The organism is Streptomyces albidicamelliae (assembly GCF_025642175.1).
GTDB lineage: Bacteria > Actinomycetota > Actinomycetes > Streptomycetales > Streptomycetaceae > Streptomyces > Streptomyces albidocamelliae.
Genome location: NZ_CP106795.1, coordinates 3984479 through 4008342, shown reverse-complemented (window position 1 = coordinate 4008342; position 23864 = coordinate 3984479). Strand labels below are relative to the sequence as shown.

The window sequence follows — 23864 nt, the reverse complement described above, 5'->3', positions numbered from 1 at the left end:
CATGAGTACGACAGGCGCGACCGCCGATCCGCTCGCGGCCCTGGGCTCGCTGCCCGGCGTGCCCGAATCCGTGGAGTCCGTGCGCAAGGCCGTGGACCGGGTCTACGGGCACCGGATCATGCGGCGCCGCAGCAACGCGATCACCTCCGAGGCCGCCCTGCGCGGGGCCCGCGGTTCGGCCGCCCTGTCCGGCGCCGACTGGGCCCTGGAGGAGGTGCGGCGGCGCACCGACTTCGGTGCCGACGACGAGGCCCGTGTGGTCGGCGCGGCCCTGCGCCTGGGTGCCGAGGCCGGCCAGCTGCTCTCCATCTGGCGGCAGTCCCCGCTGCGGGTCCTGGCCCGGCTGCACCTGGTGGCAGCGGCGGACGGCGACGAGCGGGTGGGCCGGCCCCGCCAGGCCGGTGAGGCCGTGGACGAGCCGCTGGTCGAGCTGCCGCTCCCGGACGCCGCCGAGGTCTCCGGCCGCCTCGAGGGGCTCGCGGACCTGATCATCGCCGGCACGTCCGCGCCCGCCCTGGTCACGGCCGCCGTCGTGCACGGCGAACTGCTCGCCCTGCGCCCCTTCACGTCCCGCAACGGCCTGGTGGCGCGCGCGGCCGAGCGGATCGTGCTGATCGGCAGCGGTCTCGACCCGAAGGCCGTCTGCCCGGCCGAGGTGGGGCACGCCGAACTGGGCCGCGCCTCCTACCTGGCCGCACTGGACGGTTACGTCTCCGGCACCCCGGAGGGTATGGCGGCCTGGATCGCCCACTGCGGCAGGGCCGTGGAGCTGGGCGTGCGCGAGTCGACCGCGGTGTGCGAGGCGCTGCAGCGCGGCGCGGCCTGAGAGAACTCCCGGAAAAGGGTTGCGGCGGTACGAGTTCCTCGTACCGCCGCTGGCATGTTCACCGGGTTACCAAGCGTCCTCGATATGTGCCCATCAGGCCGGGGTGCTTTGCCCGTCACCTGGTGCGGCTGGCCCGTAATCGACGGGTCGACGTCGCGTGGGTGCCCGATGTCCATGCGGGGTCCGTGGGGCCAAGTGCGTAGTGGTAGGTGATCCTCGCGGATGTCCTTTGGTCTCGCGGGCCTAGGTTCTTTGTACCGCGACCCCCGAGTAAGCGGAACCCCTGCCCGCACATCTTTACTTTCAGGTTCAAACAGGGGTGAAGCGGACGCCCGTCACAGGTACCCGGGCGGCCGCCGCCAGGCCGTATGCCGGAGGCCCGGGCGCGTGTGCGGGAGGCGCGAGGGTCAGGCGGTGCTGCGCCGCCTGCTGGCGTACCAGACGAGGCCCGCGGTGGCGGCCGCCGCTCCCACGGCCGCCATGGCGACGAGCGCCGGGCGGGGCGGGACCGAGAACCCGGGCAGCCGCTTCTTGAGCGGCACCGGGCGCCGGAACTCCAGCACCGGCCACCCGCGCGCGGTCGCCTCGCGGCGCAGTGACCGGTCCGGGTTCACGGCGTGCGGGTGCCCGACCGCCTGGAGCATCGGCAGGTCGGTCGCGGAGTCGCTGTAGGCGTAGCAGCGGTCCAGGTCGTAGCCCTCCGAGGCGGCCAGCTCCCGGATCGCCTCCGCCTTGGTCGGGCCGTAGGCGTAGTACTCCACCTCGCCGGTGAAGCAGCCGTCCTCGCCGACGACCATGCGGGTGGCGACCACCCGGTCCGCGCCCAGCAGCTCCCCGATCGGCTCGACCACCTCGGCGCCCGAGGTGGACACGATGACCACGTCCCGTCCGGCCATGTGGTGCTCTTCGATGAGGGAGGCGGCCTCGTCGTAGATGATCGGGTCGATCAGGTCGTGCAGCGTCTCGGCGACGATCTCCCGCACCTGCTGGACGTTCCAGCCGCGGCACAGGGTGGACAGGTACTCACGCATACGCTCCATCCCGTCGTGGTCCAGGCCGCCGGCCAGGAAGACGAACTGGGCATATGCGGTACGCAGTGCGGCCCTGCGGTTGATCAGCCCTCCTTGGTAGAAGGACTTGCTGAAGGTGAGCGTGCTCGACTTCGCAATGACCGTCTTGTCCAGGTCAAAGAAGGCTGCGGCGCGGGGCAAGGAGTGGTTTTCCACGCCCCTGAGCATAGGCGCCCACCATTCGGCGTAAGGTGGGGCGCGTGGGTTTGCCTGAGAAGGCTCTCGGGTACACCATGGAAGTCACGGATCGTTCGCGACCGTGCTAACCCGGTCCGGCTCCTCCCCCCCCGAGTCGGCCGTGGGGACGACCCCCGCTCTCCCCCCCGGCGGGGGTCGTCGCATGTCCGGGTGGGTTTTCTCGCTCCTCTCCGCTCCCCGCAGGGCTCCGCGACCGATGCTGTGGCGTACCGGCCGCGGCTTCCGTGCGCCCGCGTTTCGTTACTCACGGTAATCATTGCGCTGCGCTGAGGAACTCGCACGGCAACCGCACAGGGCTCACCGGTATGGGTGACGGCGATATTCACAGCCCCCTGGTTGTCCACCGTTTTGGACCAAGATCCCCACGATTTCGCGGATCGCTGCACCGTGATTCCCGCGCACCCCGGCCGTGGCGAGTTCATGGCCGGTTCCGATTGCCGGAGTGCGTTTGGCCGGTTCCTATCGGCCGCTCATATGGAGGCCGCTTGCCGGTTCTTCACATCGTCGGGATTCCCGTGGCCGCAGGGGCCGCGTGGAGCACGCAGCGAAGGGGGAACACACGTGACCGGAATCGTCACCCACGACCCGCCGCCCACCGGCGCGGGCCGGCCGGGGCGTCCGCTCATCGTCACCGAGGACGCCGAGCTGCTGGACGATCTGCTGCGCCTGTGCGCGGCGGCCGGCGCCACGCCCGAGGTCCACCACGGTGTTCCGGAACACGGCGACGGCTGGGAGGCGGCCCCGCTGGTCCTGGTCGGCGACGACGCCGCCCGTCGCATCCGCGGGGCCGCGCGGCGGCGCGGAGTGGTGCTGGTCGGCCGCGACCAGGACGACTCGGAGGTGTGGAAGCGCGCCGTGGGAATCGGCGCCGACCACGTCCTGATGCTTCCCGACGGCGAGCAATGGCTGGTCGACCGCATCGCGGACGTCGCCGAGGGGGTCGGCCGCCCCGCCCTCACCGTCGGGGTGATCGGCGGCCGGGGCGGGGCCGGCGCGTCCACGCTGGCCTGCGCCCTCGCGGTCACCTCGGCGCGGGAGGGACTGCGCACCCTGCTCGTGGACGCCGATCCGCTCGGCGGCGGACTCGATGTACTCCTCGGCGGCGAGAGCGCCGACGGGCTGCGGTGGCCCGCCTTCGCCGCCTCCCGGGGCCGGCTCGGCGGCGGCGCCCTGGAGGAGTCGCTGCCGGAACTGCACGCCCTGCGTGTCCTCAGCTGGGACCGCGGCGACTGCGTCGCCGTTCCGTCCCAGGCGGTGCGCGCGGTCCTCGCCGCCGCCCGGCGGCGCGGCGGAACCGTCGTGGTCGACCTGCCCCGCCGCCTCGACGACGGGGTCGCCGAAGCACTCGCGCAGCTCGACCTGGCCCTGCTCGTCGTCCCCGCCGAACTGCGGGGGATCGCGGCCGCCGGGCGGGTCGCGTCCGCCGTCGCCATGGTCGTCCGCGATGTGCGGGTGGCGGTCCGCGGACCGTACGCGCCCGGTCTGGACGACCACGGGGTGGCCCGGCTGCTCGATCTGCCCCTGGCCGGCGAGATCCCGGTCGAACCGGCCCTGTCGCGCCCCGAGGGCGGCGCGAAACCACCCGGTGCCACCGGACGGGGCCCGCTCGCCCGTTTCTGCCTGAACTTCTGGGAGCGGGCCCTGGCCGAGGCGGGAGGGGTCCGATGACGCTCCCAGGCCTCGACCGGGCCGACGGCGCGGCCCTGCTCGACGGTGTCCGGCGCCGGCTGGCCGAGAGCGGTGCCGAACCCACCCCCGCGCGGGTGGCGCAGGCCCTCCGCGAGCAGGGCCGGGTGCTGGGCGACGCCGAGGTCCTCGGGGCGGCACGGCAGCTGAGGAGCGAGCTGGTCGGCGCGGGCCCGCTCGAACCGCTGCTCGCCGACCCGCGCGTCACCGACGTCCTGGTGTCCGCGCCGGACCGGGTGTGGGTCGACCGAGGGGGCGGCCTGGAGCTGACCCCGGTGACCTTCCCCGACGCGGCGGCCGTACGGCGCCTCGCGCAGCGGCTGGCCGCCGTGGCGGGACGCCGGCTGGACGACGCCCGGCCGTGGGCGGACGCCCGGCTTCCCGACGGGACCCGGCTGCACGCGGTGCTGCCGCCGGTCGCCGTCGGCTGCACCTGTCTGTCCCTGCGGGTGGTACGGCCCCGGGCGTTCACCCTGGCGGAGCTGGTGGAGGCGGGCACCGTGCCGCCGGGCGGCGAGGTGGTCCTGCGGGCACTGCTGGACGCCCGGCTCTCCTTCCTCGTCAGCGGCGGCACCGGAAGCGGCAAGACGACGCTGCTCAGCGCCCTGCTGGGGCTGGTCGGCCCGGGCGAACGGCTCGTGCTCGCCGAGGACTCCGCCGAACTGCGGCCGGACCATCGCCACGTCGTACGGCTGGAGACCCGCCCCGCGAACCAGGAGGGCGCCGGCCTGGTCACCCTGGAGGACCTCGTCAGGCAGGCACTGCGGATGCGGCCCGACCGGCTGGTCGTCGGAGAGGTGCGCGGCCCGGAGGTCGTGCACCTGCTCGCGGCGCTCAACACCGGCCATGAGGGCGGTTGCTGCACGGTCCACGCCAACGCCGCCGGGGACGTACCGGCCCGCCTGGAAGCGCTGGCCACGGCCGCCGGACTGGACCGGGCCGCACTGCACAGCCAGTTGGCGGCCGCCCTCTCCGTGGTGCTGCACCTCGTCCGGGACCGGTGCGGCCGGCGCCGGATCGCCGAGGTGCACGTGCTGGAGCGTGAGGCCGCGGGGCTGGTGCGGACGGTGCCGGCACTGCGCTGGGGCGAGCGGGCCTTCGCCCGGGAGCGCGGCTGGGAGCGACTGGAGCACCTGCTGGGCCTGTCGGGCGGGCTCACGAGCGAATGGGGACGGTGACGGAAGTGACCGGTGAGATGTCGCTGGCGGCGGCGCTGATCTGCCTGGGGACGCTGGCCTGGCTGCTGGGCGAACGACACTACGGGATGCGGCGCGCGCGGCTGCTGCTCGCCGGCGGGGGCACGGTGGCCGCCGGGCCGCCCTCCTGGAAGCGGGCTCTCGGTGAACTGCGGCGGCTGGCCGGCCGCTTCGGACCCGAGTGGTGGGCGCTCGCGGCCGGGCTGCTGCTCGCCCTGCTGGGTGCCTCGGTGATTCCGGTCGTCGCGGGGGCGGCTGGGGTGCCGGTGCTGCGCCGCGTGCGGCTGGCCCACCAGGAAGGGTGCGCCCGGGAGCGCCGGGCGGACGCGGTGATCGCCCTGTGCGGGGCCCTCGCCGGGGAGGTGCGGGCGGGACGGCAGCCCGGGGAGGCGCTGCTGCGGTCCGCGCGGGACTCCGGCGGGCTCGGCGAGGCGCGGTCGGCCGTGGTCGCGGCCGCCCGGTTCGGTGGGGATGTGCCCGGATCCCTGGCCGCGGCGGCCCGGCAGCCGGGCGCCGAGGGGCTTCGCGGGCTCGCCGCGTGCTGGCGGGTGGCCGTGGACCAGGGCGCGGGACTGGCGGCCGGCCTGGACCGGCTGGACGCGGCCCTGCGGGCCGAGCGGGACCAGCGTGCCGACCTGCGCGCGCAGTTGTCCGGCGCCCGTGCGACCGCGGTGCTGCTGGCCGCCCTCCCCGTGCTGGGGCTGCTACTCGGCGCGGCCATGGGCGCCGACCCGCTGCACGTCCTCCTGCACACCGGCGCCGGCCTCGGCTGCCTGGTGACCGGCGCGGTGCTGGAGGCGGCCGGGACGTGGTGGGCGACGCGGATCGTGCGAGGAGCGGAAGCGGTGTGAGGGCTGCCCGGGTGGCGCGGCGGGGACGGCCGGGTCTTCGCGGGGTGGATGCGGCCGAAAGGTCGGGAATCGGGCGGGTCGTACGGAACGGGAGGGTGGAATGAGCGGGGAAATCGTCCACAGGCTGGGGATGGCCGGGGCCGTGGTGCCGGCTGTCGGCTGGGGTCTGCGGCGCCTGGAGATCGCGCGACGGCGACGGCGGGTACGGCGCCGGATGGCCGACCTGCTGGGCCTCGAAGCGCCGTCACACGCAACGGCGTTCGCGGTGCCGGACGGGCTGCGAAGGTGCCTGCCCCTCGTCGGCGCGGCGGGCGGTGTCTGGGTGCTGGTCGGTGGGGTCACCGGGGCGCTGTCGGCGCTGGTGGTGGGTGTGGTGCTGTGGCGGTGGCGCGAGCGCAGAGCGTCGGCCGGGCGGGCCCAGGAGATCGACACCGCCGGGTCCGCGCGCCAACTTCCGCTCGCGGCGGACCTGCTGGCCGCCTGCATCGCGGCCGGTGCCGGTCCGGTGGTCGCCGCCCAGGCGGTGGGGAGGCCCTCGGCGGTCCGGTCGGCGAAGCACTGGCACGGGGCGCGGCGGAGGTACGGCTGGGCGGCGAACCGGGCGACTCCTGGAAGCGGTTGGCCGCGCTGCCCGGAGCCAGGCCCTTGGCCCGGCTGCTGGAGCGGGCCGACGAGACCGGACTGCCGGCGGCCGGCCCGGTCGCCCGTCTCGCCTCGGACGCACGCGCGGACTGGGCCCGCGCCGCGACGGTCCGGGCGCGCAGGGCGGCCGTACTGATCTCCGCGCCGGTCGGGCTGTGCTTCCTGCCGGCCTTCATCGCGATCGGCGTCGTGCCCGTCGTGATCGGCCTGGCCGGCGGGGTGATGGGAGGGAAGTAGGCGCACGACGACGACCGGACGCACACCCACGGATCACTACAGGAAGGACAAAAGCAATGCGCCTCAGGGGAGTTGGCATGATGACGATCACCGGCAGGGAGTTCGGGCGAGCGGTCGCGCGGCTGCGCGGAGCGGGCGGCCGGTGCCGGCGGGACGCCGGGATGGTCACGTCCGAGTACGCGATGGGGATCATCGCGGCCGTCGGATTCGCGTTGCTGCTCTACGAGGTCGTCACCAGCGGCCAGGTCAGGGCGGAGCTGCAGGCCATCGTGAAGAAGGCTCTCAGTGCGCGGATGTGAGCGGGGGAGGGACCGCGGGTTCGTGACCGCGGAGGCTGCCGTGGTGCTGTCCGTGCTGGTGGTGTTCACGATGGCGCTGGTCTGGGGGCTGCTCGTGGTGGCGGCGCGGATCCAGTGCGTGGACGCGGCCCGCGTCGGCGCCCGGGCCGCCGCCCGTCAGGATCCGGTCGACGCGGTGGTCACGGTGACCCGGGAAGCGGCACCGGACGGGGCGCGGGTCACGGTCGGCCGGGAGGGCGACCGGGTCCGGGTGACGGTGGTGGCAAGACCGCCGATGTTCGGCGGACTGCCTGTCGAGTTGCGCGAGGAAGCCGTGGCACTGGCGGAGGAGACGGTGGGAGCGGCGGGGGAGGGGGAGCGGTGAGAGTTCCTGCGGGGGGTGAGGGCTGCCGGGTCCGCGAGGGCTGCAGGGCCGTGGGGGACCGGGTCCGTGAGGGTTGCCGGGTGCGGGAGGGTTGCTTGCGCGAGGCTCATGTGGCGTGGCGACCCGGACTCCGGCTCTCCGGACTCCGGCTCTGCGGGCCCCGGCTCTCCGGGCTCCGGCTCTGCGGGCCCCGGCCTCCGAAACGTCGGCCCTCGGGGCACCTGCCCTCTGGGGCTCCGTCCTCCAGGTATCTGCCCTTCGGGCATCTGTCCTCGGGCCGTGCGCCTTCCAGCCGGCAGCCCGCTCAGCGGCGGCCCGCCGGTCCGAGGCCCGCCGCCGGGGCGAGCGCCGACCGAGGTTCCGCGACCGTCTGGAGCCTCGGCGCCATCGCCGTGCTGTGCCTGGTGTTCGGAGCGGTGCTGGCCCTGGGGCAGGCCGTCGTCGTCCGGCACCGGGCGGCCGGCGGTGCGGATCTGGCGGCGCTCGCGGCGGCGGACCACTGGGCCGAGGGCGGCGCGGAGGCCTGTGCCCGGGCCGAACGGCTGGCGGTGGCCCAGCGGGTGCGGCTGCTGCGGTGCGCGATCGTGGGCGAGACCTCGGACGTGACGGCGGCCTCCGGAGGGGGACCGTTCGCGGCGGAGGTACGGGCGAGAGCGGGCCCGGCGGGGCCCGTACCGGCAGCACCCGTACCGCCCGCGCTCAGTGGTGCGGCACCTGCCGCGGGTTCGGAACGTCCTGAGATGCAGGACCCCGGAGGTCGGTCTCCCGGCCCTCGGCACCCTCGCTCCAAGCACCCTCTTGGCCCACCCGGCCCGCCCCGCCCTCCTGGGCGTCCTCAGCATCCTGGGCAGCGTCCTGGGCCTCCTGCGTCTCCTGGTCCTCCTGCTCCTCGGGCGCCCCGCGGAGCAGCACCGTGAGGAGTCGGACCGCGCCCCTCTTGTGCAGCGGATCGTTGCCGTTGCCGCACTTGGGGGACTGGATGCAGGACGGGCAGCCGGCCTCGCACTCGCAGGACGCGATGGCCTCCCGTGTGGCGGTGAGCCAGGCACGGGCGGTGTGGAAGGCGCGCTCCGCGAAGCCCGCGCCGCCGGGATGGCCGTCGTAGACGAAGACGGTGGGCAGCAGGGTGTCCGGGTGGAGCGGCACCGAGACGCCGCCGATGTCCCAGCGGTCGCAGGTCGCGAAGAGGGGCAGCATGCCGATCGAGGCGTGCTCGGCGGCGTGCAGGGAGCCGCCGAGGATCTCCGGGATGATCCGGGCCTCGTCCAGCTGGTCCTCGGTGACCGTCCACCACACCGCGCGGGTGCGCAGCGTGCGGGGAGGCAGGTCGAGTTTGGTCTCGCCCAGCACTTCACCGGTGATGAGCCGCCTGCGCAGGTAGGAGACGACCTGGTTGGTGACCTCGACGGACCCGAAGCACAGGCGGCCGGAGCCCCAGGGGATCTCGGTGTCCGTCTCCAGGATGGAGATCGCGGTGGTGTCGCGGGCGACCGTCGAGTACGGCGGGTCGGCCTGCTCGACGAGGGCCACCGAGTCCTCCAGGTCCAGGGCGCGCACCAGATAGGTGCGGCCCTGGTGCAGGTGGACCGCGCCCTCGTGGACCGTGGAGTGCGCGGCGGCCGCGTCGACGGTGCCGAGCAGCCGGCCGGTGCCGGTCTCGACGACCTGCACCGGGCGGCCGCCCGCGCCGCGGATGTCGGTGAGGTCGGCGGCCCGCTCCCGGCGCGTCCAGTGCCAGGCCCTGGTCCGCCGGCGCAGCAGCTTCGCGGCCTCCAGCTGCGGCAGCACGTCCGCGCAGGCGGGGCCGAAGAGATCCAGGTCCGCCTCGGTCAGCGGGATCTCGGCGGCGGCCGCGCACAGGTGCGGGGCGAGGACGTAGGGGTTGTCGGGGTCGAGGACGGTGGATTCGACGGGCCGGTCGAACAACGCCTCGGGATGGTGGACCAGGAACGTGTCCAGCGGGTCGTCGCGGGCCACCATGACGGCCAGGGCGCCCTGGCCGGAGCGGCCCGCGCGGCCCGCCTGCTGCCACAGGGAGGCGCGGGTGCCGGGATAACCGGCGATCACCACCGCGTCCAGGCCGGAGACGTCCACGCCGAGCTCCAGGGCGGTGGTGGCCGCGAGACCGAGGAGCTCCCCGGAGTGCAGGGCGCGTTCCAGGGCCCGGCGCTCCTCGGGCAGGTAGCCGCCCCGGTAGGCCGCGACACGCCGGACCAGGGAGCGGTCGACCTCGGCCAGTTTCTCCTGGGCGATCACCGAGATCAGCTCGGCGCCGCGCCGGGAGCGGACGAAGGCGACCGAGCGCACGCCCTGCACGGTCAGATCGGTCAGGAGGTCCGCGGTCTCGGCGGTGGCGGTCCGCCGTACGGGCGCGCCCTTCTCGCCGTGCAGCTCGGTGAGCGGGGGCTCCCAGAGGGCGAAGACGAGCTCGCCGCGCGGGGACGCGTCGTCGGCGACCTCGACCACCGGAAGGCCGGTCAGCCGGCGGGCGGCGACGGCGGGCTCGGCGGCGGTCGCCGAGGCCAGCAGGAAGACCGGCGAGGAGCCGTAGCGGGCGCACAGGCGGCGCAGCCGGCGCAGCACCTGGGCGACGTGCGAGCCGAAGACGCCCCGGTAGGTGTGGCACTCGTCGATGACGACGTACCGCAGCGACTTCAGGAAGGAGGACCAGCGCGGATGGGACGGGAGTATCCCGCGGTGGAGCATGTCGGGGTTGGTGAGGACGTAGTTGGCGTACTGGCGGACCCACTCGCGTTCCTCGAACGGAGTGTCGCCGTCGTACACGGCTGGGCGAACGGCATTGCCCAAAGGTTGTGAAAGTTCCTTCACCGACCGGCACTGGTCCGCGGCGAGCGCCTTGGTGGGGGACAGGTACAGGGCCGTGGCGCCGCGTCCGTTCGGCGCCTCGGAACCGTCCAGAAGGGTGGAAAGGACGGGTACGAGGTAGGCGAGGGACTTGCCGGAGGCCGTGCCGGTGGCGACGACCACCGATTCGCCGTCCAGCGCGTGCTCGGCGGCCCGGGCCTGATGGGCCCACGGGTGCTCGATGCCGCACGCCTGCACGGCCGCGATCACTTCTGAGCGAATACGGTCTGGCCAGACGGCATGGCGGCCCGCGCGCGGGGGCAAGTGCTCCGTATGAGTGATGCGCGCAGACCGGCTCGGCCCGGAGGCGAGGCGGTCCAGGACCGTGCCCGGAGAGGGGCGGGACGCCGGGTCCGCCGGGGTTCGATCGGATCGGTGATTCTTGGCCATCGGCACCGAGTGTGTCACTGACGTGACGGACAATGGAGTCAAGGCGTCGTGCACGCCTGCCGGTAAGTGATTGAATGCCATCGCGGCTGGCGTTGCGTCCCGGGGGCCGCAGCCGAGGTGCCCGAGGGGCGACCGCTCGATAGCAAGGTGCTGGAGGATCCGTGGACCTGTCCCTGTCGACCCGTACCGTCGGCGATCGTACGGTCGTCGAGGTCGGTGGCGAAATCGATGTATACACCGCGCCCAAGCTGCGCGAGCAGCTGGTCGAGCTGGTGAACGACGGCAATTTCCACCTTGTCGTCGACATGGAGGGCGTGGACTTCCTCGACTCCACCGGTCTCGGCGTGCTGGTCGGCGGCCTGAAGCGAGTGCGTGCCCACGAGGGCTCGCTGCGCCTGGTCTGCAACCAGGAGCGCATTCTCAAGATCTTCCGTATCACCGGCCTCACCAAGGTGTTCCCGATCCACACCTCGGTCGAGGAAGCGGTGGCGGCCACCGACTGACCCTGGGCCGTTCGCCGGCGTCGGGCTCCGTGAGGGGCCCCGGCGCCGGCCGGTCCCGTCCTGGGCCACGCACGATCTGGCGGCCCGGACCCAGACGTACACAGGGGGTGCGGGTCCTCGGCGACCCCGCCCCCGACCGCACGCCCGTAGCCGCGAGGGGGATGCATGGCCACCGTCGAACTCCGCTTCAGCGCGCTGCCCGAGCACGTCAGGACCGCCCGTCTGGTGGCGGCGGCGGTGGCGCGCAGGGCCGGGGTGGACGAGGCCGTCCTGGACGAGGTCCGGCTCGCCGTCGGCGAGGCCTGCTCCCGTGCCGTGGGACTGCACCAGAGCCACGAGATCACGTCTCCGGTGAAGGTGGCGCTGATCGAGGAGGAGAAACAGTTCTCCATCGAGGTCGGCGACGAGGCCCCGCACGCCTCCGCGGGTGGCGACACGCCCGGGGCCGCCCAGGAGAGTGACGTGGATGCCGAGGAGGACGAGATGGGCCTCGCGGTCATCAGCGGCCTCGTCGACGACGTCGAGGTGACCACCGGGCGCAACGGCGGACTGATCCGTATGACCTGGCCGGCCACCCCGCCGGCCACGGCCGCTCTCTGACCGGCACGCACCTCACGACCCCCAGGGCCCTGCTGAGCAGGGCCCTTCGGTGTTTTCCGACGACACCCGGGAATTCGTGAAGGAATTCACGATCGATACCCCGATTATTGGATCAAGCGCCAATGCGGTCGTCAATGCTTTTGGGGCATTACCGCTTTCGGGTTCCCCGGCGTGACCTCGATCGTTTACTGAAGAGCACGAGAAGGCCGATTCCGTTTACCGTCCCCTGTTTAGATCACTCGCGGGTACCTAGAATCCGTCCACATCTTGAGCTCAGCCCAAGCGTCAAGGAGGACGAATGGCGGGGCTTTCTACCCCTCATCAGTCGGGTCACCCGACGAATCTCGCTGCCGCGGTCCTGACCGACGACAACAGGATCATGGTGGCCGTCATCGCGGCGGTCGCCCTGGCCGCGCTCGTGGTCGCGGGGATCCTGGTGCGCCAGGTGCTGGCCGCCGGCGAGGGCACCGACAGCATGAAGCGGATCGCGGAGGCGGTCCAGGAAGGTGCCAAGGCGTACCTCGCCCGGCAGCTGCGCACGCTCGGCGTATTCGCCGTCGTCGTCTTCTTCCTGCTCCTGCTGCTGCCCGCGGACGACTGGAATCAGCGTGCCGGACGGTCGGTGTTCTTCCTGATCGGAGCCGTTTTCTCGGCGGCCACCGGTTATATCGGCATGTGGCTGGCCGTGCGCAGCAATGTGCGTGTCGCCGCCGCGGCCCGGGAAGCCACTCCGGCGCCGGGCGAACCCCAAAAAGATCTCACCACCGTCTCGCACACCGCGATGAAGATCGCATTTCGCACGGGCGGCGTCGTCGGCATGTTCACGGTGGGCCTCGGCCTGCTGGGCGCCTCCTGCGTGGTGCTGGTGTACGCGGCCGACGCGCCGAAGGTGCTGGAGGGCTTCGGCCTCGGTGCCGCCCTGATCGCGATGTTCATGCGCGTGGGCGGCGGCATCTTCACCAAGGCCGCCGACGTCGGCGCCGACCTGGTCGGCAAGGTCGAGCAGGGCATTCCGGAGGACGACCCGCGCAATGCCGCGACCATCGCCGACAACGTGGGCGACAACGTCGGCGACTGCGCGGGCATGGCGGCCGACCTGTTCGAGTCGTACGCCGTCACCCTGGTGGCCGCACTCATCCTCGGCAAGGCCGCCTTCGGCGACTCCGGGCTGGCCTTCCCGCTGCTGGTGCCCGCCATCGGCGTGATCACGGCGATGATCGGCATCTTCGCGGTGGCGCCCCGGCGCTCCGACCGCAGCGGCATGACCGCGATCAACCGCGGCTTCTTCATCTCCGCGGTGATCTCCCTCGTGCTGGTGGCGGTCGCGGTCTTCGTCTACCTGCCGTCGTCCTACGCGGACCTCGGCGGCGTCACCGACGCCGCCATCAAGGCCAAGGACGGCGACCCGCGGATCCTCGCGCTGGTCGCGGTGGCCATCGGCATCCTGCTGGCCGCCGTCATCCAGCAGCTGACCGGCTACTTCACCGAGACCAACCGCCGCCCGGTCCGGGACATCGGCAAGACGTCCCTCACCGGCCCGGCCACCGTCGTCCTCTCCGGGATCTCGCTCGGCCTGGAGTCGGCCGTCTACACCGCCCTGCTGATCGGGCTCGGGGTGTACGGCGCGTTCCTGCTCGGCGGTACGTCGATCATGCTGGCGCTGTTCGCGGTCGCCCTGGCCGGCACCGGCCTGCTCACCACGGTCGGCGTGATCGTCGCCATGGACACCTTCGGGCCGGTGTCCGACAACGCCCAGGGCATCGCCGAGATGTCCGGTGACGTCGAGGGCGCGGGCGCGCAGGTGCTCACCAACCTGGACGCGGTCGGCAACACGACCAAGGCCATCACCAAGGGCATCGCCATCGCCACCGCCGTACTCGCCGCGGCGGCGCTGTTCGGGTCGTACCGCGACGCGATCACCACCAACGTGCAGGACGTCGGGGCGAAACTGAGCGGGCCGGGGGCGCCGTTGAGCCTGTCGCTGGACATCTCGCAGCCCAACAACCTCGTCGGCCTCATCGCGGGCGCCGCGGTCGTCTTCCTCTTCTCCGGACTGGCCATCAACGCCGTGTCCCGCTCCGCGGGTTCGGTGGTCTTCGAGGTGCGGCGGCAGTTCCGTGAGAAGCCCGGGATCATGGACTACAGCGAGACGCCCGAGTACGGCAAGGTCGTCGACATCTGCACCAAGGACGCCCTGCGGGAGCTGGCCACGCCGGGTCTGCTCGCCGTCATGGCACCGATCTTCGTCGGGTTCACGCTCGGCGTCGGCTCGCTGGGCTCCTACCTGGCCGGCGCGATCGGCGCGGGCACGCTGATGGCGGTGTTCCTCGCCAACTCCGGTGGCGCCTGGGACAACGCCAAGAAACTGGTCGAGGACGGCCACCACGGCGGCAAGGGCAGCGAGGCCCACGCCGCCACGGTGATCGGCGACACGGTCGGTGACCCCTTCAAGGACACCGCGGGACCGGCGATCAACCCGCTGTTGAAGGTCATGAACCTGGTGTCGCTGCTCATCGCGCCCGCGGTGATCAAGTTCTCGTACGGCGACGACAAGAGCATCGGCGTACGGATCGGCATCGCGATCCTCGCGCTCCTGGTGATCGTGGTCTCCGTGTACATCTCCAAGCGGCGCGGCATCGCCGTCGGCGACGACGAGAGCGCCGAGCGGGTCGCCAACACGCCCGATACGGCGGTGGTTTCGTAGGCCGCGAGGACACGGCCTGATCAACGGGTGGGCGGGCGGCGCTTACGGACGCGCCGCCCGCCCGTCTCCTTTGTGCGGCTCGTCCGTGGGCCCGCCCACTGGTGAGCCTTCTCTCCCATGGTGCGAAGAGTCACAAAAGCTGACTTTTACTCCGTCCGGTGGGTGGAGGGTGTCGGTCTGCCGTGTAGATTCCGGGGGCCGAGAGCCATGGAAGGGACCGATCCGGTGAACAAGAAGCTCGCGGCCGCGCTGTCCGGCGGTGCGGTACTCGTGGTGGCGCTGTCGGGATGCACCAGCAGCGAAGACAAGGGGCCCGACCCCAAGCTCGTGGCCTGGGCCAAGACGGTGTGCGACCCGCTGCCCGCGCAGCAGTCGAAGATCTCGGAGGCCTTCGACGCGCTCGCGGCGGTGGCCAAGGACGGCCCGCCGAAGGAGGTCCAGAAGACCGACTCGAAGGCCTTCCAGGAACTTGCCGACGGCTTCAAGGCCCGTGCCGCCACCCTCACCGACGCCGGGGCGCCCCCCGGTGTCGAGGACGGCAAGCGGAAGCAGCAGGACGCGGTCAAGAGGCTCACCGCCCTGTCGGGTGCCTACACCGACCTGAAGGATCAGGTCGACGGGCTCGACACCAAGAACCAGACGAAGTTCGCCTCCGGTCTGAGCAAGCTCTCGGAGCGGATGAAGGCGGTGTCGGCGCAGTACGACGGCGCGATCACCGCCCTGCAGAACCTGGAGAAGGGCGATGTCAACGAGGCGGTGACCCAGCAGCGGGGCTGCACGAAGACCTCCGCGTCGCCGTCGGCCGCCAAGGGCTGACCCGGCCGCCACGGGACACAATGGGGGCGTGACTGACTCCGGACTCGCCCCCCTGCCCGCTTCCGACCGGCCCGGGGCCGCCGCGCGCCTGCGGGACGCGCTGCTGGCCGCCTCCTTCACCGCCGACGGGCTGCTGGACCTGCTCGGCGCCCCCGCCTACGCGGCGCTGGCCCGCAGCGAGACCGTGCCCGCCCTGCGGGCCACCCGCGGCGACACCCCGCTGGAGACCCTCGTCCGGCTGTTCCTCCTCCAGCAGCCGGTGCCGCACACGCGCGTGGCGGCCGTACTGCCCGTCGAGGAGGCCCTGGAGGCCGGCTGGCTGCGCCGCGTGGGCGGCGACGAACTGGCCGCCACCGTGGACGTACGGCCGTACGGCGGTCCCGGCGGCGAGGACTGGTTCATCGTCTCCGACCTCGGCTGCGCGGTCGGCGGCGCCGGCGGCATCGGACAGCGCGACGAGGGTGTCGTCCTGGGCGTCGGCGGCGCCTCCACGACCCTCGCCGGCATCACGGTCCGTACGCCCGTCGGCTCCGCCCTCGACCTCGGCACCGGCTCCGGCATCCAGGCGCTGCACGCCGCCCAGCACGCCACGCGCGTGACGGCGACCGACCTCAACCCGCGCGCCCTGCACATGACCGCGCTCACGCTCGCGCTCTCCGGCGCCCCCGCCGCCGAGCTGCGCGAGGGCTCCCTCTTCGAGCCCGTCGCCGACGACGAGATGTTCGACCTCATCGTCTCCAACCCGCCCTTCGTCATCTCCCCGGGCGCCCGCCTGACCTATCGGGACGGGGGCATGGGCGGGGACGATCTGTGCCGCTCGCTCGTCCAGCAGGCGGGGGAACGGCTGAACGAGGGCGGGTTCGCGCAGTTCCTCGCCAACTGGCAGCACGTGGCGGGGGAGGACTGGCAGGACCGGCTCAGGTCGTGGGTGCCGCGCGGGTGCGACGCCTGGATCGTGCAGCGCGAGGTGCAGGACGTCACGCAGTACGCCGAACTGTGGCTGCGGGACGCCGGTGACCACCGCGGCGACCCGGCGGAGTACCAGGCGCGCTACGACGCCTGGCTCGACGAGTTCGAGGCGCGCAAGGTCAAGGCGGTCGGCTTCGGCTGGATCACCCTGCGCAGGACCGGGGCCGCCGAACCGAGCGTCACGGTGGAGGAGTGGCCGCACCCGGTCGAGCAGCCCCTCGGGGACGCCATCCGGGCGCACTTCGACCGGCTCGACTACCTCCGGGAGCACGACGACGCGGCGCTGCTGGCGAGCCACTTCAGCCTCACCGCCGAAGTGGTCCAGGAGCAGGTCGGCCTGCCCGGCGCCGAGGACCCGGAGCACGTGGTGCTGCGGCAGCACCGGGGCATGCGCCGGGCCACCAAGGTGGACACGGTCGGCGCCGGGTTCGCGGGCGTCTGCGACGGCTCGCTGAGCGCGGGCCGGATCCTCGACGCCATCGCCCAGCTCATGGGCGAGGACCCGGTGGTGCTCCGCGACCAGACGCCCGCGCAGATCCGCCTGCTGGTGGAGCAGGGCTTCCTGGAGCCCGTCCGCTGACACCGGGCGCCCGCCGGCGGCCCCGCCCGGATCATCGTCGTATGCCGGTGGCACGGGCCGGGGCGCGCGCCCGCCTCCGAGCCCTTACGGGCGGGTGGCGGGAAAAAGGCCGGAAAAATATGTCCGGCGGTCCGGCCCCTCCACTGCGACCGGCTCTCGTGCGCCGGGTCGATCTTCCGTTCACCTCGATGTCGCCCGCCGGTCTCCCGGGCGTGGCACCCTCCCCGCGCTGGGCAGAGGCGAACCGGACGGAAGAGGTGGGCGGGGGATGGAGAGCGCACCGGCGATCTTCGCGGGACTGGTGTTCGCCCTGTTCGGAGGGGCTCTGCTGGCGTGGACCGGGGTTCGTCTCCGCCGCGGCGAGCCGGTGGCCCACGGTGTGAGCCGAGTCGCATCGGCGACCCTCGCGAGCCTGGCCGGCACGGTCGCGCTGGCCCTCGGTGTGTACTGCCTGACCCGCCTCTGACGTCGGCGGGCGCGCGGCCGCCGCGATGCCGCGAGAGTAAAGGGAGCATCACGCTCCGGACAGGCGCCGGCGGGGTACCCGGCAGTCCGGGCGGCAGGAATGCCGGTAGTCGGGTTACCGTTCGAGTGGCCGTTGTGGGCTTTTCCCGTTTGACACGGGAGCGGGATGTACCGTCACACTCCGCAGCGTCACACGAGCCAGAAGCACGCCGCGACCCCGGGACGAACGCCTGGGGAGGGCAAAGCGTCGACCGGAGAGAAGAGCCAAGTTGTCCCCGACCAGCGAGACCGCACAGGGCGGCCGCCGACTCGTCATCGTCGAGTCGCCTGCCAAGGCGAAGACGATCAAGGGCTACCTCGGCCCCGGCTACATCGTCGAGGCGAGCGTCGGGCACATCAGGGACCTTCCGAACGGCGCCGCGGAGGTGCCGGAGAAGTACACCGGCGAGGTCCGCCGCCTCGGTGTGGACGTCGACCACGACTTCCAGCCGATCTATGTGGTCAACGCCGACAAGAAGGCCCAGGTCAAGAAGCTCAAGGACCTGCTGAAGGAGTCCGACGAGCTCTTCCTCGCCACCGATGAGGACCGGGAGGGCGAGGCGATCGCCTGGCACCTCCAGGAGGTCCTCAAGCCGAAGATCCCCGTCAAGCGGATGGTCTTCCACGAGATCACCAAGGACGCGATCCGCGAGGCCGTCGCCAATCCGCGCCAGCTCAACCAGAAGCTGGTCGACGCCCAGGAGACCCGCCGCATCCTCGACCGCCTCTACGGCTACGAGGTCTCGCCGGTCCTGTGGAAGAAGGTCATGCCGCGCCTGTCGGCCGGCCGCGTCCAGTCCGTCGCGACCCGGCTCGTCGTCGAGCGGGAGCGCGAGCGCATCGCCTTCCGCTCCGCCGAGTACTGGGACCTGACGGGCACCTTCGCGACCGGCCGCGCGGGCGATTCGTCCGACCCGTCGTCGCTGGTGGCCCGGCTGCAGACCGTCGACGGCCGGCGGGTCGCGCAGGGCCGCGACTTCGACTCCCTCGGGCAGATCAAGAGCGCGAACACCCTCCACCTCGACGAGGCGAACGCCCGCGCCCTCGCCGCCGCGCTGGAGGACACCCGCTTCTCCGTGCGCTCGGTCGAGTCCAAGCCGTACCGCCGCTCGCCGTACGCCCCGTTCCGTACGACGACGCTGCAGCAGGAGGCGAGCCGCAAGCTCGGCTTCGGCGCGAAGGCGACCATGCAGGTCGCCCAGAAGCTGTACGAGAACGGCTACATCACGTACATGCGTACGGACTCCACGACGCTGAGCGACACCGCCGTGTCGGCCGCCCGTGCCCAGGTCACCCAGCTGTACGGCGCCGACTACCTGCCCCCGCAGCCGCGCACCTACGCCGGGAAGGTCAAGAACGCCCAGGAGGCGCACGAGGCGATCCGCCCCTCGGGTGATCGTTTCCGCACGCCCGCCGAGACCGGTCTGACCGGCGACCAGTTCAAGCTGTACGAGCTGATCTGGAAGCGGACCGTCGCCTCCCAGATGAAGGACGCGACCGGCAACAGCGTGACCGTGAAGATCGGCGGCACCGCCGCCGACGGCCGGGACGTGGAGTTCAGCGCCTCCGGCAAGACGATCACCTTCCACGGCTTCCTCAAGGCCTACGTCGAGGGCGCCGACGACCCGAACGCCGAGCTGGACGACCGCGAGCGCCGGCTGCCGCAGGTCTCCGAGGGCGACGCGCTGTCCGCCGAGCAGATCACGGTCGACGGCCACGCCACCAAGCCCCCGGCCCGCTACACCGAGGCCTCCCTGGTCAAGGAGCTGGAAGAGCGCGAGATCGGCCGCCCCTCGACGTACGCGTCGATCATCGGCACGATCCTCGACCGCGGCTACGTGTTCAAGAAGGGCACGGCCCTCGTGCCGTCCTTCCTGTCCTTCGCCGTCGTCAACCTCCTGGAGAAGCACTTCGGGCGGCTCGTCGACTACGACTTCACCGCCAAGATGGAGGACGACCTCGACCGCATCGCCCGCGGCGAGGCCCAGGCCGTGCCGTGGCTGAGGCGTTTCTACTTCGGCGAGGGCATGGGCGGCGTGGGCAGCGCCGCCGAGGCCGGCAACGGCGACGGGGACCACCTCGGTGGCCTCAAGGAGCTGGTGACCGACCTGGGCGCGATCGACGCGCGCGAGGTGTCGTCGTTCCCGGTGGGCAACGACATCGTGCTCCGCGTCGGCCGCTACGGCCCCTACATCGAGCGCGGCGAGAAGGACAGCGAGCAGCACCAGCGCGCCGACATCCCGGACGACCTGGCGCCCGACGAGCTGAGCGTCGAGCTGGCCGAGGAACTGCTGGCCAAGCCCAGCGGCGACTTCGAGCTGGGCACCGACCCGGCCAGCGGTCACACGATCGTCGCCAAGGACGGCCGTTACGGCCCGTACGTCACCGAGGTGCTCCCCGAGGGCACCCCGAAGACCGGCAAGAACGCGGTCAAGCCGCGCACGGCCTCCCTCTTCAAGTCCATGTCGCTGGACACGGTCACCCTGGAGGACGCGCTCAGGCTGATGTCGCTGCCGCGGGTCGTGGGCACGGACGCCGACGGGGTGGAGATCACCGCGCAGAACGGCCGCTACGGCCCGTACCTGAAGAAGGGCACGGACTCGCGCTCGCTGCAGACCGAGGACCAGCTCTTCACGATCACGCTGGAGGAGGCGCAGGCGATCTACGCCCAGCCGAAGCAGCGTGGCCGCGCGGCCGCCAAGCCGCCGCTGAAGGAGCTGGGCGAGGACCCGGTCTCCGGAAAGCCGGTCGTGGTGAAGGACGGCCGCTTCGGCCCGTACGTCACCGACGGCGAGACCAACGCGACCCTGCGCTCCGGCGACAGCGTCGAGGAGATCACCCCGGAGCGCGGCTTCGAGCTGCTCGCCGAGAAGCGTGCCAAGGGTCCCGCCAAGAAGACCGCGAAGAAGGCGGCGGCCAAGAAGACCGCCCCGGCGAAGAAGACCGCGGCCAAGAAGACGGCGGCGAAGAAGACGACGACCGCCGCGAAGAAGACGACCGCCAAGAAGACCACCGCGAAGGCGACGGCCTCGAAGGCGACCGCTTCCGGCGCGGAGGACTGACACTCCGTCGGCACCTCCCACGGACCCGGCGGACCCCCTCCGCCGCTTCGCGAATCGCACGCCCCGGCATCACTTTGGTGTCGGGGCGTGCGCATGCCAGGAGAGGCGAGGTGTGGTGTCCGTGGCTGCGGATAGGCTGAACGCATGACGCGAGCCGAGCAGCCAACGGCCCCCACCACAGCACCGGACGACGCCCTCGTCGCGGACTCCCGCGAGCGTGCCGTACGTTCCCTGCTGCGACGACCGCAGTTGAGGCGCTTGTGGAGCGCGCAGCTGGTGAGTGGTGTCGGTGACACCCTCGCCCTCCTCGTGCTGGTCCTCCTCGCCCTCCAGGCGGCGATCGTCGAAGGCACCTTCGGCGGCGGCTACCGGGGCGTGGCGTTCGCAGTGGCGACGGTCTTCGGGGCGCGGGTCCTCGCCACGCTGCTCTTCGGCGCGGTCCTCCTCGGGCCCCTGACCTCGCTCACCGCGCAGGACGGCCCGCTCGACCGGCGCTGGACCATGGTCGGCGCCGACGGCGTGCGCGCCGCGCTGCTGATCGTGGCGCCCCTGTGGATCGACTGGACCCCGGACAACGCGCTCGCGGTCCTGCTGGTCACCGCCTTCGTCGCCGGCATCGCCGAGCGGCTGTGGACGGTGTGCCGGGAGAGCGCGGCCCCCGCGCTGCTGCCCGCCCCGCCCCGGAGGGCGCCACCGTCCGGCCGCTGCCCGACCACCTGGACGCCCTGCGCCGCCTCGCGCTGCGCACCAGCTTCCTCGCGGTCCCGCTGGCCGCCGCCGCCCTGGTCGCCGCCGCCCTGCTGAACAACCTGCTGGGCACCGGCCTCGCCTGGTTCGACCAGCACCAGGCGGCCCTCGGCGCCTATGTGGCGGCCGGCCTGTTCGCCGCGTCCCTGTCCCTGCTGACCTTCCTGGAACTGCCCGGCACGCGCACCCCGCGCCCGCGCTCCCCACTGGAGGGCCTGCGCCGCCCGCGCACCGGCACCGGCGTCGACAAGGGCCGCACGGGCGCCATCCCGCTGCTCGTCCCGGCCTGCGCCGCGGTCGCCGGAGCCATCGCCGCCGCCGTCGCGGTGTGCGTCCTGCACACCAAGGACCTGGGCGGCGGCCCCGTCCTCTACGGCCTGCTGGTGCTGGGCCTGACCGGGGGTGTCGCCGTCGGCATCCGCACGGCCCCCGCTCTGCTGCCCTCGCTCTCGCGCCGCCGGCTGCTGGCCCTCGCGATCGCCTTCACCGGCATCGCGCTGCTCGCCGCCGGGCTGGTCCCGGACGTCACCACCGTGCTGCTGATCGTCACGCTGGCCGGCGTCGCCGCGGGCGTGGCCGCCAACACCGGGCACGCCCTGCTCGACCAGGAGACCGAGGAGTACCGCCGGGCGCGCACCACCGAGCACCTGCACGCGGTGGTCCGCGTCTTCATAGCGCTCGGCGTCATCGTCGCGCCCCTGGTCGCGGCGCTGATCGGCCCGCACCGGCTGGAGAACGGCAAGTTCGTCTTCGCCCACGGCGGCGCGGCCTTCACACTGATGCTGGTCGGCGCGCTGCTGCTGCCGGTGGCCGCGCTGGTGCTCGCCAAGGTCGACGACCGCTCCGGCGTACCGCTGCGCCAGGACCTCAGGGACGCGCTGCTCGGCGGCGACGACCCGGACCAGACACCGGCGACCAGCGGCTTCTTCATCGCCCTCGAGGGTGGCGACGGCGCCGGCAAGTCCACCCAGGCCGAGGCGCTCGCCGAGTGGATCCGGGCCAAGGGCCACGAGGTCGTGCTCACACGCGAGCCCGGCGCCACGCCGGTCGGCAAGCGGCTGCGCTCCATCCTGCTCGACGTGTCCTCGGCCGGCCTGTCGCACCGCGCGGAGGCGCTGCTGTACGCGGCGGACCGCGCCGAGCACGTCGACACCGTCGTACGGCCCGCCCTGGAGCGCGGCGCGGTGGTCATCTCCGACCGCTACATCGACTCCTCCGTCGCCTACCAGGGCGCCGGCCGCGATCTGTCGCCGACCGAGATCGCCCGCATCAACCGCTGGGCGACCAACGGGCTCGTCCCGCACCTGACCGTCCTGCTCGACGTCTCCCCGGAGACTGCCCGCGAGCGGTTCACCGAGGCGCCGGACCGGCTGGAGTCGGAGCCCGCGGAGTTCCACGCGCGCGTACGGGCCGGTTTCCTCACGCTGGCCGCCTCGGACCCCGGCCGCTACCTCGTCGTGGACGCGGGCCAGGAACCCGAGTCCGTCACCACGGTGATCCGGCACCGCCTCGACACCGTCCTGCCCCTGTCCGAGGCCGAGATCCAGGCCCGGGAGGAAGCCCGCAGGAAGGCCGAGGAGGAGGCCCGCCGCAAGGCCGAGGAGGAGGCCGCCCGCAAGGCCGAGGAGGAGCGGCTGGAGCGCGAGCGCCAGGAGCAGCTCGCCAAGCTGCGTGCCGAGGAGGAGGAGCGCAAGCGGCGCGAGCTGGAGGAGGCGCAGCGCCGCGAGGCCGAACGGCAGGCGGAGGAGGCCCGGCAGCGGGCCGAGGAAGCACACCGGCGGGCGGAGGAGGAGCGGCAGCGGCTCCTCGCCGAGGAGAAGGCCCGCGCCGAGGAGGAGGCCCGCCGCAAGGCGGAGGAGGAGCGCCGGCGCCGGCAGGCCGAGGAAGAGGCCCGGCTGCGCGCCGAGGAGGAGGCCCGGCAGGCCCGGGTGCGCGCCGAGGAGGACGCCCGGCGTCTGGAGGCGCAGCGCAAGGCCGAGGAGGCACTGCTGCGCGCCGAGGAGGCCCGGCGGCAGGCGGCCGAGGCCGCGGCGGCCGCCGACGTGGCGGCCCGCAGGCCCAGCACCCCCGGCCGTCCGCGCCGGGCGTGGCCGCGGACGCGGCGACGGTCGCGACGCCGGTGGTGTCGCCGGGCGGGCGCGACGGGAGCGGACCGGACGGGACGGAGCGCGCCGCCGACGAGACCGCGGTGCTGCGCCCGGTGCGCGAGGAGCGCGGCGGCGCCGCCGGCCGTGCCCGGGGTGCGCAGTCCGACGCCGAGGTGACCACCGAGCTGCCGCAGCCGGCGGACGCCCCCGGCGCCGCGGACGAGACGGCGGTCCTGCCGCCGGTACCCCCGTGGGCGCCGCGGACGAGACGGCGGTCCTGCCGCCGGTACCCCCTGCGGGCGCCGCCGACGAGACGGCCGTGCTGCCGCCCGTCCGGGACGACCGCCCGGGGGCCGGGTGCCGCCCGGCTACTTCCGGGACGAGCGCTCCGGCGCGGGCCCCAACGGTCCCGAGGACCGCACGCGCGAGATGCCGCAGATCGACGCCGACGGCACGCCCCGCCGCCGGCCGCGTTCGGACTGGGCCGAGGAGACCCCGCTGGACGACCTGCCCTCGCTGGCGGACGAACTGCTTGGCTCGTACGACGAAGGGGAGTACGGGGACACCGGCGACGAGCAGGGCCGCAAGGGCGGTGGCCGGGGCCGCCGAGGCTGACCGTCGCCGCCGCCGGGCTTGCGCGCCGGGGTGTGAGCGCCGAGCGGCGCCCG

15 protein-coding genes and 3 pseudogenes are annotated in these 23864 nt (G+C 73.2%); 16 read left to right on the top strand and 2 right to left on the bottom strand.

Translation table 11 applies throughout. From position 1 onward, the window contains the following. Nucleotide 1 precedes the first annotated feature (1 nt). Nucleotides 2-826: a Fic family protein gene (locus N8I86_RS18480; protein WP_073901249.1), complete on the top strand. Its 825-nt coding sequence runs from the start codon at nt 2-4 to the stop codon at nt 824-826. Nucleotides 827-1233: 407 nt separating this feature from the next. Here the strand turns inward: N8I86_RS18480 and N8I86_RS18475 are convergent, their stop codons facing one another. Then, entirely contained in the window at nt 1234-2064 is an 831-nt protein-coding gene (locus tag N8I86_RS18475; protein WP_073901248.1) for an HAD family hydrolase, read from the bottom strand. A gap of 591 nt (nt 2065-2655) precedes the next feature. Between N8I86_RS18475 and ssd the strand changes: the two genes are divergently transcribed. From ssd to N8I86_RS18440, 7 genes and pseudogenes are all read left to right on the top strand, one after another. Next, complete coding sequence (ssd, locus tag N8I86_RS18470; protein WP_263278255.1) at nt 2656-3762, top strand: septum site-determining protein Ssd; 1107 nt, start codon at nt 2656-2658, stop codon at nt 3760-3762. Further along, nucleotides 3759-4958: a TadA family conjugal transfer-associated ATPase gene (locus N8I86_RS18465; RefSeq protein WP_263278254.1), complete on the top strand. Its 1200-nt coding sequence runs from the start codon at nt 3759-3761 to the stop codon at nt 4956-4958. The genes ssd and N8I86_RS18465 overlap by 4 nt, the downstream gene beginning before the upstream one ends. Then, entirely contained in the window at nt 4946-5827 is an 882-nt protein-coding gene (locus N8I86_RS18460; RefSeq protein ID WP_404830817.1) for a type II secretion system F family protein, read from the top strand. Before N8I86_RS18465 ends, N8I86_RS18460 begins: the two co-directional genes overlap by 13 nt. A gap of 100 nt (nt 5828-5927) precedes the next feature. Then, nucleotides 5928-6706, top strand: a pseudogene (locus tag N8I86_RS18455) (type II secretion system F family protein). A gap of 77 nt (nt 6707-6783) precedes the next feature. Then, nucleotides 6784-7005, top strand: coding sequence for a DUF4244 domain-containing protein (locus N8I86_RS18450; RefSeq protein ID WP_263278253.1), 222 nt, complete (start codon nt 6784-6786; stop codon nt 7003-7005). Between the two features lie 22 nt (nt 7006-7027). After that, complete coding sequence (locus tag N8I86_RS18445; RefSeq protein WP_317633611.1) at nt 7028-7369, top strand: TadE family type IV pilus minor pilin; 342 nt, start codon at nt 7028-7030, stop codon at nt 7367-7369. Nucleotides 7370-7635: 266 nt separating this feature from the next. Continuing rightward, nucleotides 7636-8067: pseudogene (locus tag N8I86_RS18440) on the top strand (Rv3654c family TadE-like protein); the annotation flags it as partial. Between the two features lies 1 nt (nt 8068). Here the strand turns inward: N8I86_RS18440 and N8I86_RS18435 are convergent. Continuing rightward, nucleotides 8069-10705, bottom strand: a complete 2637-nt coding sequence (locus tag N8I86_RS18435) for a DEAD/DEAH box helicase (protein WP_263278251.1) — start codon at nt 10703-10705, stop codon at nt 8069-8071. An 80-nt stretch (nt 10706-10785) separates the two neighbouring features. Between N8I86_RS18435 and bldG the strand changes: the two genes are divergently transcribed. From bldG to tmk, 8 genes and pseudogenes are all read left to right on the top strand, one after another. Next, the gene (bldG, locus tag N8I86_RS18430; RefSeq protein ID WP_010986038.1) at nt 10786-11127 is read left to right on the top strand and encodes an anti-sigma factor antagonist BldG; all 342 of its coding nucleotides are present in this window, start codon (nt 10786-10788) and stop codon (nt 11125-11127) included. Between the two features lie 165 nt (nt 11128-11292). After that, on the top strand, nt 11293-11727 hold the full coding sequence (locus tag N8I86_RS18425; protein ID WP_263278250.1) for an ATP-binding protein: 435 nt from the start codon (nt 11293-11295) through the stop codon (nt 11725-11727). A gap of 298 nt (nt 11728-12025) precedes the next feature. Beyond that, nucleotides 12026-14431 carry a sodium-translocating pyrophosphatase gene (locus tag N8I86_RS18420; protein WP_123437476.1) on the top strand — a complete coding sequence of 802 codons (2406 nt, stop codon included), beginning with the start codon at nt 12026-12028 and terminating at the stop codon, nt 14429-14431. A 225-nt stretch (nt 14432-14656) separates the two neighbouring features. After that, on the top strand, nt 14657-15247 hold the full coding sequence (locus N8I86_RS18415; protein ID WP_317633610.1) for a small secreted protein: 591 nt from the start codon (nt 14657-14659) through the stop codon (nt 15245-15247). A 28-nt stretch (nt 15248-15275) separates the two neighbouring features. Beyond that, a complete protein-coding gene (locus tag N8I86_RS18410; protein ID WP_263278249.1) occupies nt 15276-16796 on the top strand; it encodes a N5-glutamine methyltransferase family protein in 1521 nt (506 codons plus the stop codon). Between the two features lie 268 nt (nt 16797-17064). Then, nucleotides 17065-17262, top strand: a complete 198-nt coding sequence (locus N8I86_RS18405; protein WP_073901147.1) for a hypothetical protein — start codon at nt 17065-17067, stop codon at nt 17260-17262. A 268-nt stretch (nt 17263-17530) separates the two neighbouring features. Then, a complete protein-coding gene (gene topA, locus N8I86_RS18400; RefSeq protein WP_263278248.1) occupies nt 17531-20362 on the top strand; it encodes a type I DNA topoisomerase in 2832 nt (943 codons plus the stop codon). A gap of 144 nt (nt 20363-20506) precedes the next feature. Continuing rightward, nucleotides 20507-23811: pseudogene (tmk, locus tag N8I86_RS18395) on the top strand (dTMP kinase). Nucleotides 23812-23864 lie beyond the last annotated feature (53 nt).